The following is a 14,135-nucleotide window of genomic DNA, read 5'->3' as shown; positions in this document are numbered from 1 at the left end:
CGTGTCACCTGGCAGCGGTACGCCTCAGGCGGCTTCGCGCGGCATCAGCTCGTACGGGTGTTTCCACCGCGGTAATGCCTGGATCCGAGCCTTCCAGGCCTCGATATGGGTGAAATCCGCCACCCAGATGCCGGTGTCCTCCGGCATGTACACATACCCCGCCAGCGACAGGTCGGCGATGGTCAGGCGCCCACCTACCATGAAAGGGGTCTTGGCCAGGTGTGCGTCGACGATGCGATAGGCCGCCAGGGCACGCTCACGGAGGAACCGGGTCACCTCGGTTTCGCCGGTGTTCTTCAGGCAAAACAGGAAGCGCAACGCCGCGTAGTAGCTGGTGAACTTGTGGTTGTCGAACAGCATCCAGCGCCAGATTTCGCGTTTTTCGTCTTCGTCGCGCGGGCCGAACTGTCCGGTCTGCGCAGCGAGGTATTCGAGGATCAGCGCCGACTGGGTGAGGGTCTTGCCGGCGTGTTCCAGGACCGGCACCTCGCCCTGTTCGTTCACTTCCTCGCGCCAGGCCTGCTCGCGGGTCTGGCCATGGAAGAAATCGACGAACACCGGTTGCCAGGCCTGGCCGGTGAGTTCGAGCATCAGGGCAGCCTTGTAGGCGTTACCGGATTCGGCGAAGCAATGCAGTTTGTAGTCGGGCATGAGAGGACCTTCAGATTCCGTTGAATGATCGTGCAGGCCCGTGGTGGGCAAGCCCGAGCAAATCACGCCGGGCGCGCCACAGTCAATGCACGCGTGCAGCAGCTGAACGCCCCTGCCGTGGAACACCCATGGAACTCCGGCCAGGTTCGCGCGCTCTTAAACACTGAGTGGTTTATTTCCCTGTGCTGCACGTTACTGGAGAACATGCCATGCGCCACCTACTCCTCGCCCCTGCCTTGCTGCTCCTGCTGCCTGCCGGCGCTGCCCTGGCTGACGTCGACGCGGGCGACGTCGCCACCTCGGCTGGTGTTTCCGCTTCGCTCTATTCGACCTTCAAGGACGACAAACGGATCATCCCGGCGCGTGACGAGCTTTCCGCTTATGTCGCCAGTGGCGGTGCAATCCGTGGCGCCTATGTGGAGGCGGCGCTGGAACAGGCGCGCAAGGACCACCCCGGCCTGCAGGCCAGTGACGAAGAACTGGCCCAGGCCATCCTGTCGCAGGACGATAGCGTAGCCAATCATTGACCAGGCCAGCCTGCCGGTGACCCGCGCCCACAAGGCCGCTACGGCCGTTGTGGGCGCGGGTGCCCCCACGAAAGGGCAGGCACAGGCAAATTTCACCCCCAGCCATCCATGCGCATGGTCGCTCGCACCAGGCGCTGCTCCTCCTGCTCGATTTCGCGCAAGCTGTCGCGTATCCCGTTGATGTGTTCCCGTGCCGCGCGCTGCGCCTGCTCGGGCAATTGCTCCATCACGGCGTGGTACAACCGGGCATGCTGACGGTCGATCTGGCGCTTCTGCGCGGGGCGGCAATACAGGTTGTTGACCGACGCAAACACGGTGCTCAAGGTCAGGTCACTGAGCGATTGCAAGGTATGCACCAGCACCGGGTTGTGCGAGGCCTCGCTGATCGCGCGGTGGAAGGCATGGTCGCGGCGGGCATGTTCACGGGCATCGAGTGGCTCCTGGGCGGCATGGGCAGCCAGCATCTCTTCATAGCGCCGGCGGATCAGCAAACGGTCGATATCGGTGGCACGCAAGGCCGCCAGGCGCGCCGATTCCGCCTCCAGCAGCGCACGCACCTCCAGCAGATCGAACAGCGTGCGCGGCTGCGAGCTGAACAGGTGCATCAACGGCGTGCCGCCTGCCTGGCCGGTCAGGTCGGCGACGAACGAACCGCGCCCTTGCTCGGTGTCGATGATGCCGCGCCCGCGCAGGATGCGCAGGCCTTCCCGCAGTGCCGAGCGCGAGCAGCCCAGCTTTTCCACCAGGCGCCGCTCCGACGGCAGCGCCTGGCCGACCTTGAGCACGCCCTCGACGATCAGCCGTTCGACCCGTTCGGCCACCTGGTCGGCGACCTTGGCCTTGCCTTCCGTACCCACTGTGCACCCTCCTGCTGGTAGGACCACTTCGCCTACCCGGCTCAATCTAGCCGAGCAAACCCATCAATAACCAGCACCGGCTACATAAACTGGTAGGACCAGTTCGCCAGCTACTCGACCGCGGCCGCCATGACGCTCAGGCTGGACAGGCTGAGCGATGTGCCAATAACGACAAAAACCGTTGCCGAGTGAACCCATGAACATCCTGTACGACGAACGTGTCGATGGCGCACTGCCCGCCGTGGACCAGGCCGCCCTGCTGCAGGCGCTGCGTGAAGCCCTGCCGGACCTCGAAGTGCTGCACCGCGAGGAAGACCTCAAACCCTACGAATGCGATGGCCTTTCGGCCTACCGCACGGTACCGCTGCTGGTGGTGCTGCCCGAGCGCCTGGAGCAGGTGCAGACCTTGCTCAGGCTCTGCCACCAGCGCGGCGTGCCGGTGGTTGCGCGCGGCGCCGGTACCGGCCTGTCGGGCGGCGCCTTGCCGCTGGCCAAGGGCATCCTGCTGGTGATGGCGCGCTTCAACCGCATCCTCGAAGTCAACCCGCAGGGCCGCTTCGCCCGGGTGCAGCCCGGCGTGCGCAACCTGGCCATCTCCCAGGCCGCCGCCCCGCACGGCCTGTACTATGCGCCAGACCCGTCCTCGCAAATCGCCTGTTCCATCGGTGGCAACGTGGCCGAAAACGCCGGTGGCGTGCACTGCCTGAAATACGGCCTGACCGTGCACAACCTGCTCAAGGTCGAGATCCTGACCGTCGAAGGCGAGCGCCTGACCCTGGGCAGCGATGCCCTGGACAGCCCCGGCTTCGACCTGCTGGCCCTGTTCACCGGTTCCGAAGGCATGCTCGGCATCGTCACCGAAGTCACCGTCAAGCTGTTGCCAAAGCCTCAGGTGGCACGGGTGCTGCTGGCCAGTTTCGACAGTGTCGAGGACGCTGGCCGGGCGGTGGCCGAGATCATCGCCGCCGGGATCATCCCCGGCGGCCTGGAAATGATGGACAACCTGGCGATCCGCGCCGCCGAGGATTTCATCCACGCCGGCTACCCGGTGGACGCGGCGGCCATTCTGCTGTGCGAGCTGGATGGCGTCGAAGCCGACGTGCACGACGACTGCGAAAGGGTCGCCGGCGTGCTGGCCGAGGCCGGGGCGCGCGAGGTGCGGCTGGCCAGCGACGAGGCCGAACGCGTGCGCTTCTGGGCCGGGCGCAAGAACGCCTTCCCGGCAGTGGGGCGCATCTCCCCGGACTATTACTGCATGGACGGCACCATCCCACGCCGCGAGCTGCCACGGGTGCTCAAGGGCATCAGCGAGCTGTCCCACGAGTATGGCCTGCGCGTAGCCAATGTCTTTCATGCCGGCGACGGCAACATGCACCCGCTGATCCTGTTCGATGCCAACCTGCCCGGCGAACTGCAGCGCGCCGAGGCCATCGGCGGCAAGATCCTCGAGCTGTGCGTGGCCGTCGGCGGCAGCATCACCGGCGAGCATGGTGTCGGGCGCGAGAAGATCAACCAGATGTGCGCACAGTTCAACGCCGAGGAAATCACCCTGTTCCATGCGGTCAAGGCCGCCTTCGACCCACAGGGCCTGCTCAACCCGGGCAAGATCATCCCCACCCTGCACCGCTGCGCCGAGTTCGGCGCGATGCATGTGCACCACGGGCAACTGCCCTTCCCCGAGCTGGAGCGCTTCTGATGAGCATCGACCGTGATATGAGCCAGGCCCTGCTGGAGCAGGTCAGCCAGGCATTGAACCAGGCCACGGCGTTGCGTATCCAGGGCGGCAACAGCAAGGCCATGCTCGGCAACCCGGTTGCCGGCGAGGTGCTGGACACCCGCAGCCACCGCGGCATCGTCAGCTACGACCCGACCGAGCTGGTGCTCACCGCCCGGGCCGGTACGCCGCTACGGGAAATCGAGGCGGTGCTGCACGAAGCCGGCCAGATGCTGCCGTGCGAACCGCCGCACCTGGGCGCCGAGGCCACCCTTGGTGGCATGGTCGCGGCCGGGCTGTCGGGGCCACGGCGGCCGTGGGCCGGGTCGGTGCGCGATTACCTGCTGGGAACACGGGTGATCACCGGCCACGGCAAGTTGCTGCGCTTTGGCGGCGAAGTGATGAAGAACGTCGCCGGTTACGACGTGTCACGGCTGATGGCCGGCAGCTTCGGTTGCCTGGGGCTGCTGACCGAGGTATCGCTGAAAGTGCTGCCGCGTCCGCGCCAGTGCCTGAGCCTGCGCCTGTCAATGAGCCGCCACGAGGCCCTGCTGGAGCTTGCCGAGTGGGGCCAGCAGCCGCTGCCGATCAGCGCTGCCTGCCATGACGGCGATGCGCTGTACCTGCGCCTGGAAGGCGGTGAAGGCTCGGTGCAGTCAGCCCGCCAGCGCCTGGGCGGCGAACCGCTCGACAGCTGTTTCTGGAGCGACCTGCGCGAACAGCGCCTGGCGTTCTTTGCCGACCCCGCACCGCTATGGCGCCTGTCCGTGCCGCTGGCCACCGGTGAGCTGGAGCTGCCCGGCCGACAACTGCTTGATTGGGGCGGAGCCCAGCGCTGGCTGAAATCCACCGCAGCAGCAGAGGACATCCGCGAGCAGGTTGCCAAGGTGGGTGGCCATGCCACCTGTTACGCCCCCGGCACGGCCAGCAGCCCACCGCTAACCCCTGCGCTGATGCGCTACCACCGTGCCCTCAAGCAGCAACTCGACCCCCAGGGCATATTCAACCCTGGCCGCCTGTACCCGGACCTGTGAGCCCAGACCATGCAAACCAACCTCAGCGAAAGCGCCCGGCGCCTGGCCCGCGCCGACGAAGCCGAAAGCATCCTGCGCTCCTGCGTGCATTGTGGTTTCTGCACCGCCACCTGCCCCACCTACCAGCTGCTGGGCGATGAACTGGATGGCCCACGCGGGCGCATCTACCTGATCAAGCAGGTGCTCGAAGGCGAACCGGTGAGCGCCAGTACCCAGACACATCTGGACCGCTGCCTGAGTTGCCGCAATTGCGAAACCACCTGCCCTTCCGGGGTGAAGTACCGCGACTTGCTGGACATCGGCCGCGCCGTGGTCGACCAGCAGGTACCGCGCCCACTCGGCCAGCGCCTGCTGCGCCAGGGCCTGCGTGCGGTGGTGCCGCGCCCGGCGCTGTTCAAGGCCCTGACCCGCAGCGGCCAGGCGCTGCGCCCGCTGCTGCCGGCCACGCTCAGGCACAAGCTGCCGGCCCGGGTCGCCGCCCCCGGCGTGCGTCCGCCAGCCCGCCATGCGCGCCGGGTGCTGCTGCTGGAAGGCTGCGTGCAACCGGCCCTGTCGCCCAACACCAATGCTGCCGCCGCACGCCTGCTGGACCGCCTGGGCATCAGCGTGGAGCCGATCCGCCAAGCCGGTTGCTGTGGCGCGGTGGACTACCACCTCAATGCCCAGGAACAAGGCCTGCAACGAGCGCGGCGCAATATCGACGCCTGGTGGCCAGCCATCGAGGCCGGCGCCGAGGCCATCGTGCAGACCGCCAGCGGCTGTGGCGCGTTCGTGCGTGATTACGGCCACCTGCTGGAGAAGGACCCGCGTTACGCCGCCAAGGCCGCACGCGTCAGCGCGCTGTCGCGTGACCTGGTGGAGGTGCTGCGCGACGAGCCGGTCGAGCAGTTGGGCCTGTGCGCCGAGCAGCGCCTGGCCTTCCATTGCCCGTGCACCCTGCAACACGCACTGAAGCTGGGCGGCGCCGTGGAAACCTTGCTCACACGCCTGGGCTTCACCCTGACCGCGGTCGCCGACAGCCACTTGTGCTGCGGCTCGGCCGGCACCTACTCGCTGACCCAGCCTGAGCTGTCGCGGCAATTGCGCGACAACCGCCTCAACGCCCTGGAAAGCGGCAAACCGCAAGTCATTGCCACCGCCAACATCGGCTGCCAGGCCCACCTCGACGGGGCCGGGCGCACGCCGGTGCGGCACTGGATCGAAATTGTCGAAGCAGCCTTGAACCCGGAGAACCACCATGCATAGCAAGCCCGTAATCGGCCAGGCCGAAGTCGCCCGTGTGCTCAGCGCCGCCCGCCAGCAAGCCCTGGCGCAACAGTGGCGCGTGACCATTGCCGTGGTCGATGACGGCGGCCACCCGCTGGCCCTGGAACGCCTGGACGGCTGCGCCCCGGCCAGCGCCTACATCGCCATGGAAAAAGCGCGCAGCGCAGCGCTTGGGCGCAGAGAGACACGCGATTACGAGGAAATGGTCAATGCAGGCCGTACGGCATTCGTCACCGCGCCGCTGCTGACCAGCCTCGAAGGGGGCGTGCCGCTGCAGGTGGATGGCCAGGTGGTAGGCGCCATTGGCGTATCCGGGGTCAAGCCCGGGCAGGATGCCCAGGTGGCCATGGCCGGGGCTGCCGCCCTCTGATTCCTCTGCCCCCCTTTCGAACACCGACTATCGAGCGAACAGACCATGCCAAACCCTCCACTGCACATCGCCCCCACCCTGCAGCGCTTCATCGAAGACGAAGTGCTGCCCGGCACCGGCATCGAGGCCCGTGCCTTCTGGCACGGCTTCAGCACCCTGGTTCACGACCTCGCCCCGCAAAACCGCGCCCTGCTTGCCGAACGCGAGCGCCTGCAGGCAGAACTGGACCACTGGCACCGCCAGCACCCCGGCCCGATCAGTGACATGGCCGCCTACCAGCAGTTCCTGCAAGGCATCGGCTACCTGGTGGATGCGCCCGCCAACGTGCGCGTCAGTACTCGCAACGTCGACCGCGAGATTGCCGTGCAGGCCGGCCCGCAGCTGGTGGTACCGCTGAGCAACGCCCGCTATGCCCTGAACGCCGCCAACGCCCGCTGGGGCTCGCTGTACGATGCGCTGTATGGCACCGATGCCATCGCCGCAACCGAGGGTGCCGAACGTGGCCACGGCTACAACCCGGTGCGCGGCGCCAAGGTGATTGCCTTTGGCCGGCAGTTCCTCGACGCCAGCGCGCCGCTGCAAGGTGCATCACATGACGATGCCAGGGCCTACACGGTCGACCATGGCCGGCTGCAGGTGACCCTGGCCGATGGCCGTCAGGTCGGCCTTGAGCATCCTGGGCAACTGCGCGGCTACCAAGGCGAGCCGCATACGCCGACAGCGATCCTGTTGCAGCACCACCAACTGCATTTCGAAATCCAGATCGACCCCAACCACCCAATTGGCCAGCAGGACCTGACCGGGGTCAAGGACATTCTCCTGGAGGCGGCGCTCACCACCATCATCGATTGCGAAGACTCGGTAGCCGCAGTGGATGCCGACGACAAGGTCAACGTCTACCGCAACTGGCTCGGCCTGATGAAGGGCGACCTCAGCGAGCAGGTCAGCAAAGACGGCAAGACCTTTGTCCGCAGCCTGGCGGCAGACCGCAACTACCAAGGCGCGGACGGCCAGCCCTTGACCCTGCCGGGCCGCTCGCTGCTGTTCATCCGCAACGTCGGCCACCTGATGACCAACCCGGCCATTCTCGACCGTGACGGCCAGGAGATTCCGGAGGGCATCCTCGATGCCGTGGTCACCAGCCTGATCGGCCTGCATGATCTCAAGCGCCGTGGCAACTCCCGCGAGGGCAGCCTGTACATCGTCAAGCCGAAGATGCACGGGCCGGCCGAAGTGGCTTTTGCCGACCAACTGTTCAGCCGCGTCGAAGCGCTGCTGGGTTTGCCTGCGCACACGTTGAAGATGGGCATCATGGACGAGGAGCGGCGTACCAGCGTCAACCTCAAGGCCTGCATCGCCAACGCCGCGTCACGGGTGGTGTTCATCAACACCGGCTTCCTCGACCGCACCGGCGACGAGATGCACACGGCCATGGAGGCCGGGGCCATGCTGCGCAAGGGCGACATGAAGGGCAGCGCCTGGATCCAGGCCTACGAGCGCAGCAACGTGCTGGTCGGGCTGGCCTGCGGCCTGCGTGGCAAGGCGCAGATCGGCAAGGGCATGTGGGCCATGCCTGACCTGATGGCGGCCATGCTCGAACAGAAAGTCGCCCAGCCCAGGGCTGGCGCCAACACCGCCTGGGTGCCCTCGCCCACTGCCGCGACGCTGCATGCGCTGCATTATCACCAGGTGGATGTGGCAGCGGTGCAGCAGGCGCTGGAACAGCTTGACCTGGATAGCCAGCGCGCGGCGTTGCTGCATGACCTGCTCAGTGTTCCGGTCAGCCCCGGCCGCCCCTGGAGCGCAGCCGAGATCCAGGCCGAGCTCGACAACAACTGCCAGGGCATCCTCGGCTACGTGGTGCGCTGGGTCGAGCAAGGGGTCGGCTGTTCCAAGGTGCCGGATATCCACGACGTGGGCCTGATGGAAGACCGTGCCACCCTGCGGATTTCGGCGCAGCACATTGCCAACTGGCTGCACCATGGGGTGGTCGATGCCGAGCAGGTCGAGGCGACCCTGCAGCGCATGGCCGCCGTGGTCGACCAGCAGAATGCCGCGGACCCGGCGTACCGCCCGATGGCGGCCGATTTCGCCGCTTCACACGCCTTCCGCGCCGCACGGGCGCTGGTGTTCGAAGGGCGACAGCAGCCCAGCGGCTACACCGAACCCTTGCTGCACGGCTGGCGGTTGCGCTTCAAACAGGAGGTCCAGCGCTAGCGGTGCCAGGCATTCAGAGGGAAGCGGCCTGGCGTTACCCCAGGCTGCTTCCCTACTGCTCCTGGCCAGCCGGGGTGGCGTCTGTCACGCGCAGTAATTTCCTACGCGGCACTCGGAAACGTCTTACTTGTTGCCCCTGGCCGAGGCAAACATGATCGGCACTGGATGACGCAAGGTCGCGATCCAGAGGAGGCTCCGCATGCACCTGTACGCCCGCTCCACCGCCGAATTGCGCAGCACCCTGCGCGAACTGCTGGCCCATGACATGAACAACCCGGATGACGACCCGCACCTGTCGGGGGTGATGTTCTTCTGCGCCACGGATGAACGCTCCCGGCAACTGATCGAGCGAATCGAGTTGCTGGCCAGCGAAGTGTTCTTCGACGCGCACGGGCGAGCCATTGCCCAGCACATGAAGGCAGCAGCAGTGGACGGCGTGTGCATCAGGCGCAACCGCAAGGCGCCGGCGGACGAAACGGTGATACGCATAGCGTTGGCGGACAAAGGCTACATCACAGTGAGCACGGCCCGCTTCTGACCACACGCCTACCCTCTCGCCCTGGCAGGAGCGGCCTTTCGCGACACAAGGCCGCTCCTGCAGCTCGCCTTCCGCTATCCTGAGCGCTTCCCCCGCTCCGGACCCGCTCATGGAACTGCACATTCGCCTGCAAGGCCGCAAAGGCCTGGCCGACCAGCTCTACCAGCAATTGCGTGCCGGTATCGACAGCGGCCACCTGGCTGCCGGCACCCAACTGCCGCCAAGCCGCCTGTTGGCCGAGCAACTCGGCGTGTCACGCAAGACCGTGGCCGAAGCCTACTCACGCCTGACCTATGACAATCTGTTGAGCGGCGTGGTTGGCCGTGGCACCTTCATCAGCCCACGTCAGCCGCTGCGCAGCAGTGAATCACCCGCCATCCCTCTCGCTGGTGCCGCCTCGCTCGAACGCTGGCAGCAGCGCGCCACCGTGCTTGGCCGACGTCAGCTGCAATCACCCTCACGCTATGACTTCATCGGCGGGGCTTCGACCAAGGCACAATTCCCCTTCGACCAATGGCGCAGTTGCCTGAACTACGCCCTGCGCCGCAGCCAGCGCCATCCCGAGCGGCACTTCCCGGCCCAGGGCCTGCCCGAGCTGCGCGAGGCTATCGCCCACCACATAGCCTACGCCCGAGGCGTGCACTGCAGCGCCGCCGACCTGCTGGTCTGCAACGGTGCCCAGCAGGCGCTCGACCTGATCACCCGGGTGCTGGTCGAGCCAGGTTGCCAGGTGGCCATGGAGGACCCTGGCTACCCACCTGCACGGCAACTGTTCATGGCCTTGGGCGCGCGCCTGCAGTCGGTACCGGTGGATGACCAAGGCCTGTGCGTGGAACAGATCGCCGATGGCACCCGGCTGATCTATGTAACGCCTTCGCACCAGTTCCCACTGGGCATGCCGATGAGCGAGCCACGTCGGCACGCCCTGCTGGCGCGGGCCGCCGAGCTGGGCGCGTTGATCATCGAAGACGATTACGACTGCGAGTTCCGCTACCACGGGCCGGCGGCAGATGCACTGCAGCGCCTCGACCGCCATGGCCTGGTGGCCTATGTGGGGACGTTTTCCAAGACCCTGCTGCCGGAACTGCGGCTGGGTTATGCAGTGCTTCCGCCGGCCGTGCTGCAAGCCGCCTGCGTGGCCAAGCACCTCAGCGACTGGCACAGCCCGACCCTGCTGCAATGGGCGCTGGCGCGGTTCTTGACCGAAGGCCACCTGAACAAGCACATCCGCCGCTGCCACGACATCTACAGCGCTCGTCGCGAACGCATCCTGGCGCGCCTGGGCGGCGACCTGGCGCCGTGGTTCAGCGCCATCCCCGCCAGCGCCGGCTTCCACCTCAGCGCCCTGGCCCGGCCTGGGGTGGATGTCGAGTTGCTGACCAACCTGGCACGCAAGGTGGAGGTTGGCCTGTACTCGCTGGCGCCGTTCTTCAGCGAGACAACGGTGCGTCCCGGGCTGCTGCTGGGCTTCGGCGCCATCGAACTGCTGGATATCGACCCGGCGCTGGACCGGGTGCGCGACACCCTGCAGCGCCTCAGCTGACCGGCGCGGCCTGGCCGGCAGCCAGCGGGCGGGCGATGGCCGCAGCATAGCCGCGCGGGTTGAAGCAGGCGGTCACCAGCAGCATCGCCAGCACGGTCACGCTCAGCAGCGTCCACGACGCCTGGAAGTCACCGCTCACATCCCGCAACCAGCCGGTGATGTACGGCACGATAGCGGTGATGACGAAACCGATCCCTTGCACGAACGCCGCCAGGCTGCCCGCCTCGGCCGGGGTTTGCAGATGTTCGAGGGTCAAGGTCAGGCTCTGGCTGAAACAGGCGCCCAGGCCAAAGCCGATCAATGCCACCCACAGCCCCGCAGCCAGTGTCGGCGCCAGCAGCAGGCCGAGGAAACCCACCAGCTGGATCGCCAGCGCCAGCCACAGGCCGGGGCGGCGATCTGCCCAGCGCCGCAACAGCAGCGGCAGGCCCATTGCCCCAGCCACCTGGAACAGGGTCATCAGGCCCACCAGGTCTGCACCGCCCTGGGCGCTGCCGCCGTGCTCGATGTGATAGGCCGGCAACCAGGCGACCATGCTGGTATAGCCGCCGTTGATCAGGCCGAAGTACAGTGCCAGCAACCAGGCCCGGCGCGTCCCGAACCAGTGCCCGCCCGCAGTACCGGCCTGCGTCGCTAGGGGCTGGCGCGGCCGCAGCATGGCCCAGGCCAGTAGCGCCAGCAGCGCCGGCGCTGCCCACAGGCCCAGGCCGACCTGCCAGCGGCCGAAGTAGCCACTGACATGCGGCCCGAGCACGGCGGCCAGGCCGCCGCCGCTCATCAGCGCCGCCGAATACAGGCCCATCGCGGCGGCCAGGCGCCCGGGGAACCAGCGGTTGACCAACCCTGGCATCATGCCCTGCACCAGCGCTACCCCGAGGCCGGCCAGTAGCGCACTGGCGATCAGTGCCCAGGCACTGTGCAGTTGCAGGCGCCACAGGCAGGCCAGGGCGATCGCCGCCAGGCCCGCGAGCATGCCGCGATGTTCGCTGAGCCAGCGCTGCAAGCATGGCTGCAGCAGCGGCACCAGGCCCATGCACAGCACCGGCAACGCCGTCAGCAAGGCCGCTTGCTGATAGCCCAGGCCGGTGCTGGCGCGCATGGCTTCGAGCAACGGGCCGATACTGGTCAGGATCGGCCTCAGGTTCAGTGCCAGCAACAGCACCAGCAACAGGTTCAATGCCGCTCTCATTGCTGGTTGGCCTGCTGCCATTCCTGGTACAGGCCGGCTTCGCCGCTGGGCTTCAGCGCCCGCAGCGGCAGGCTCTGCTGTTGCGGCGGGCGGGCCATCTGCGCGTAGACCGCCGCGGTGGACAAGCCGAAGGGTTCACCCTCGGTGTTGTCGTAGGCAAACCAGGCGCGCTCGATACCACACAGGTGCATGGCCGCCAGGCACATCGGGCATGGATGGCCGCTGGCGTAGATTTCGGCACCCGCCAGGCGCGCCCGGCCCAGCGCATGGCTGGCTTTGCGGATGGCCTGCATCTCGGCGTGGGCGGTAGGGTCCTGGGTGCTGTGGATCTCGTTGACCGCGCGCGCCAGCACCTGCCCCTGGTACACCAGCACGGCGCCAAAGGGCCGGCCACCGGCGCGGATGTTGGCGCGGGCCAGGTCGAGGGCTTCGCGCATGAAATGTTCGGCGGACATGAATGGCTTCTCCAGTAGCAATACCCGGTCATTATCCCGGCCCGGACACCCAGGCAGAAATGAAGAGATTGGATGCCTGTCAGTGGCCAGCCGAATAGCCGATTGGCCTCCCGCTTATATGCAAGATTGGCTATCGGGGCGGCACAGGGCCGACGCTACAGTAGCGCCATCCCTCACACACCCTTGGAGATAGCCATGCACAACCGTATCGAATGGGCCAAGCAAGCCCCTGAGGCCTATCAGGCGATGGTCGGCCTGGAACAGGCCCTGGCCAGGAGTGGCCTGGAGAATTCGCTGCTGGAACTGGTGCGCCTGCGGGCTTCGCAAATCAACGGCTGCGCCTACTGCGTCAACCTGCACGCCAACGACGCGCGCAAGGCCGGTGAGACCGAAGCGCGCCTGCAGACCTTGTGCGTCTGGCAGGAAACCGCCTATTTCACCCCACGCGAGCGTGCTGCGCTGGCCTGGGTCGAAAGCCTGACCCGGCTGCCCGAGCACGGTGCGCCGCAGGCACACTATGAAGCTTTACTGGAGCACTTCGAACCAGCCGAGGTGGCCAACCTGACCCTGGCGATTGCCACCATCAATGCCTGGAACCGCTTTGGCGTCGGGTTTGCCATGGTGCCGGCCTGATCATTTGAGCCACTGCCTGTGCCGGCCTTTCGCGGGTGAACCCTCTCGCACAGGGAATTCATGGCATTCGAAAGTTGCCCGGTACCTGTGAGAGCCGGCTTGCCGGTGATAGGCCGGAGCAGGTAAAGCTATCGCCCGGCCAACCGCGCCCGGTAGCTGCCTGGGCTCTGCCCGGTCCATTTCTTGAACGCCCGGTGAAACGCACTGGGCTCCTGGAAGCCCGCCTGCTCGGCGATCTCGGCAATGCTCAGCACCCCTTCACGCAGGCGCTCGAAGGCCATTGCCCGGCGCACTTCGTCCTTGATCTGCTGGTAGGAGCGGCCTTCCCGCTCCAGCTGGCGGCGAAACGTGCTGGCACTGACCCCCTGCTGCTGCGCCAGTGCCGCCAGCGTCGGCCATTGCCCATAGCGCCGCGCCCGCAGGTGCCGGTACACCTCGGCCACCAGCCCGTTCTGGTTGCGGAAGCGAATCACCAGCCCCTGTGGCGCGCTGCGCAGGAAGGTTTTCAGGGCGGCCAGGTCCTGCACCACCGGCAGCCGCAGGTAGGCGCTGTCGAACTCCACTTCGGTACGCCCGCTACCCAGGCGCAGGTCTGGCCCCCATAACAGCAGGTCGTCCTCTTGCGCCGGGCGCGACACCGCCAGCTCGGTGCGGTCGATGGCGATCCGCCGCCCGGCCAGCCAGCACAGCATGCCGATCATCAGTACCAGGTAGGTTTCCTCGGCATACACTCGGGTCAGCGGGTCGGCAATGTTCGAATGCACGCTGATCACGGCCCGCCCGCCACGCACCGTCAGGCTGCCGCGCAAGTCACGCAGGAACAGGCCGAAACCGGCCATGCACTGGCGCAAGGCTTTTTCCAGGTTGGGCTCGAGGATCAGGCCCCGGCAGATCAGCGCGAAGCTGCCCGGCGGCATGCCATGGCTGTCGAGGCGGAAGAACTCGTCATCCAGGCGCTGGATCAGCGCCAGCCACAGCTGGGCAAAGGCCTTGGCCGGCACGCGGGCCTGGGGCTGCGCGAGCAGCTGCGGGTCGATGCCCACCGCGCGCAGCTGCGCATCGCGCTCGGCGGGGCAGTTGCGCAACGCGTGGAGCATGGCATTGAGGAAGTACACGGCGACCGAATCGCTATCGCGCATGG

At 66.9% G+C, this 14,135-nt stretch carries 14 protein-coding genes; 9 read left to right on the top strand and 5 right to left on the bottom strand.

What is annotated here, in order from left to right:
* Positions 1 to 24: 24 nt before the first annotated feature.
* Complete coding sequence (locus ACJA3S_RS10500; RefSeq protein WP_406821768.1) at positions 25 to 651, bottom strand: glutathione S-transferase family protein; 627 nt, start codon at positions 649 to 651, stop codon at positions 25 to 27.
* A gap of 209 nt (positions 652 to 860) precedes the next feature.
* Here ACJA3S_RS10500 and ACJA3S_RS10495 point away from each other — a divergent pair, with 209 nt between their 5' ends.
* Positions 861 to 1,178, top strand: coding sequence for a DUF2388 domain-containing protein (locus tag ACJA3S_RS10495; protein ID WP_406821767.1), 318 nt, complete (start codon positions 861 to 863; stop codon positions 1,176 to 1,178).
* 92 nt (positions 1,179 to 1,270) lie between these two features.
* Here the strand turns inward: ACJA3S_RS10495 and glcC are convergent, their stop codons facing one another.
* Complete coding sequence (gene glcC / locus ACJA3S_RS10490; protein WP_170029396.1) at positions 1,271 to 2,035, bottom strand: transcriptional regulator GlcC; 765 nt, start codon at positions 2,033 to 2,035, stop codon at positions 1,271 to 1,273.
* A 196-nt stretch (positions 2,036 to 2,231) separates the two neighbouring features.
* Here glcC and glcD point away from each other — a divergent pair, with 196 nt between their 5' ends.
* From glcD to ACJA3S_RS10455, 7 genes are all read left to right on the top strand, one after another.
* On the top strand, positions 2,232 to 3,731 hold the full coding sequence (gene glcD / locus ACJA3S_RS10485) for a glycolate oxidase subunit GlcD (protein WP_406821766.1): 1,500 nt from the start codon (positions 2,232 to 2,234) through the stop codon (positions 3,729 to 3,731).
* Positions 3,731 to 4,783: a glycolate oxidase subunit GlcE gene (glcE, locus tag ACJA3S_RS10480; protein ID WP_406821765.1), complete on the top strand. Its 1,053-nt coding sequence runs from the start codon at positions 3,731 to 3,733 to the stop codon at positions 4,781 to 4,783. The genes glcD and glcE overlap by 1 nt, the downstream gene beginning before the upstream one ends.
* 9 nt (positions 4,784 to 4,792) lie before the next feature.
* The gene (glcF, locus tag ACJA3S_RS10475) at positions 4,793 to 6,028 is read left to right on the top strand and encodes a glycolate oxidase subunit GlcF (protein ID WP_406821764.1); all 1,236 of its coding nucleotides are present in this window, start codon (positions 4,793 to 4,795) and stop codon (positions 6,026 to 6,028) included.
* Positions 6,021 to 6,419, top strand: coding sequence for a heme-binding protein (locus tag ACJA3S_RS10470; protein ID WP_406821763.1), 399 nt, complete (start codon positions 6,021 to 6,023; stop codon positions 6,417 to 6,419). Before glcF ends, ACJA3S_RS10470 begins: the two co-directional genes overlap by 8 nt.
* A gap of 45 nt (positions 6,420 to 6,464) precedes the next feature.
* Positions 6,465 to 8,636: a malate synthase G gene (locus ACJA3S_RS10465; RefSeq protein ID WP_406821762.1), complete on the top strand. Its 2,172-nt coding sequence runs from the start codon at positions 6,465 to 6,467 to the stop codon at positions 8,634 to 8,636.
* Between the two features lie 199 nt (positions 8,637 to 8,835).
* On the top strand, positions 8,836 to 9,174 hold the full coding sequence (locus ACJA3S_RS10460; RefSeq protein ID WP_406821761.1) for a hypothetical protein: 339 nt from the start codon (positions 8,836 to 8,838) through the stop codon (positions 9,172 to 9,174).
* 109 nt (positions 9,175 to 9,283) lie between these two features.
* Positions 9,284 to 10,717, top strand: coding sequence for a PLP-dependent aminotransferase family protein (locus ACJA3S_RS10455; protein WP_406821760.1), 1,434 nt, complete (start codon positions 9,284 to 9,286; stop codon positions 10,715 to 10,717).
* On the opposite strand, the gene ACJA3S_RS10450 is transcribed toward ACJA3S_RS10455, so the two are convergent.
* Both ACJA3S_RS10450 and ACJA3S_RS10445 read right to left on the bottom strand, forming a co-directional pair.
* On the bottom strand, positions 10,710 to 11,906 hold the full coding sequence (locus ACJA3S_RS10450; protein WP_406821759.1) for a cyanate transporter: 1,197 nt from the start codon (positions 11,904 to 11,906) through the stop codon (positions 10,710 to 10,712). The genes ACJA3S_RS10455 and ACJA3S_RS10450 overlap by 8 nt on opposite strands.
* Positions 11,903 to 12,361 (bottom strand): nucleoside deaminase, encoded by a 459-nt coding sequence (locus ACJA3S_RS10445; protein WP_406821758.1) that lies wholly within the window; start codon positions 12,359 to 12,361, stop codon positions 11,903 to 11,905. Before ACJA3S_RS10445 ends, ACJA3S_RS10450 begins: the two co-directional genes overlap by 4 nt.
* A 195-nt stretch (positions 12,362 to 12,556) precedes the next feature.
* On the opposite strand from ACJA3S_RS10445, the gene ACJA3S_RS10440 reads away from it, so the two are divergent.
* Positions 12,557 to 12,994 (top strand): carboxymuconolactone decarboxylase family protein, encoded by a 438-nt coding sequence (locus ACJA3S_RS10440; RefSeq protein WP_406821757.1) that lies wholly within the window; start codon positions 12,557 to 12,559, stop codon positions 12,992 to 12,994.
* 128 nt (positions 12,995 to 13,122) lie between these two features.
* On the opposite strand, the gene ACJA3S_RS10435 is transcribed toward ACJA3S_RS10440, so the two are convergent.
* Positions 13,123 to 14,133 carry an AraC family transcriptional regulator ligand-binding domain-containing protein gene (locus ACJA3S_RS10435; protein ID WP_406821756.1) on the bottom strand — a complete coding sequence of 337 codons (1,011 nt, stop codon included), beginning with the start codon at positions 14,131 to 14,133 and terminating at the stop codon, positions 13,123 to 13,125.
* Between the last annotated feature and the right edge of the window lie 2 nt (positions 14,134 to 14,135).

Source organism: Pseudomonas sp. KnCO4, assembly GCF_045344305.1.
Classification (GTDB): Bacteria; Pseudomonadota; Gammaproteobacteria; order Pseudomonadales; family Pseudomonadaceae; genus Aquipseudomonas; species Aquipseudomonas anuradhapurensis.
The sequence above is the reverse complement of the archived record's forward strand: the minus strand, read 5'-3'. Positions and strand labels throughout refer to the sequence as shown.

What these genes read in the sequence shown, in the direction of transcription:
- ACJA3S_RS10500 (WP_406821768.1), bottom strand. Translation starts at nt 651, where the DNA reads ATGCCCGACTACAAACTGCATTGCTTCGCCGAATCCGGTAACGCCTAC.
- ACJA3S_RS10495 (WP_406821767.1), top strand. Translation starts at nt 861, where the DNA reads ATGCGCCACCTACTCCTCGCCCCTGCCTTGCTGCTCCTGCTGCCTGCC.
- glcD (WP_406821766.1), top strand. Translation starts at nt 2,232, where the DNA reads ATGAACATCCTGTACGACGAACGTGTCGATGGCGCACTGCCCGCCGTG.
- glcE (WP_406821765.1), top strand. Translation starts at nt 3,731, where the DNA reads ATGAGCATCGACCGTGATATGAGCCAGGCCCTGCTGGAGCAGGTCAGC.
- glcF (WP_406821764.1), top strand. Translation starts at nt 4,793, where the DNA reads ATGCAAACCAACCTCAGCGAAAGCGCCCGGCGCCTGGCCCGCGCCGAC.
- ACJA3S_RS10470 (WP_406821763.1), top strand. Translation starts at nt 6,021, where the DNA reads ATGCATAGCAAGCCCGTAATCGGCCAGGCCGAAGTCGCCCGTGTGCTC.
- ACJA3S_RS10465 (WP_406821762.1), top strand. Translation starts at nt 6,465, where the DNA reads ATGCCAAACCCTCCACTGCACATCGCCCCCACCCTGCAGCGCTTCATC.
- ACJA3S_RS10460 (WP_406821761.1), top strand. Translation starts at nt 8,836, where the DNA reads ATGCACCTGTACGCCCGCTCCACCGCCGAATTGCGCAGCACCCTGCGC.
- ACJA3S_RS10455 (WP_406821760.1), top strand. Translation starts at nt 9,284, where the DNA reads ATGGAACTGCACATTCGCCTGCAAGGCCGCAAAGGCCTGGCCGACCAG.
- ACJA3S_RS10450 (WP_406821759.1), bottom strand. Translation starts at nt 11,906, where the DNA reads ATGAGAGCGGCATTGAACCTGTTGCTGGTGCTGTTGCTGGCACTGAAC.
- ACJA3S_RS10445 (WP_406821758.1), bottom strand. Translation starts at nt 12,361, where the DNA reads ATGTCCGCCGAACATTTCATGCGCGAAGCCCTCGACCTGGCCCGCGCC.
- ACJA3S_RS10440 (WP_406821757.1), top strand. Translation starts at nt 12,557, where the DNA reads ATGCACAACCGTATCGAATGGGCCAAGCAAGCCCCTGAGGCCTATCAG.
- ACJA3S_RS10435 (WP_406821756.1), bottom strand. Translation starts at nt 14,133, where the DNA reads ATGCGCGATAGCGATTCGGTCGCCGTGTACTTCCTCAATGCCATGCTC.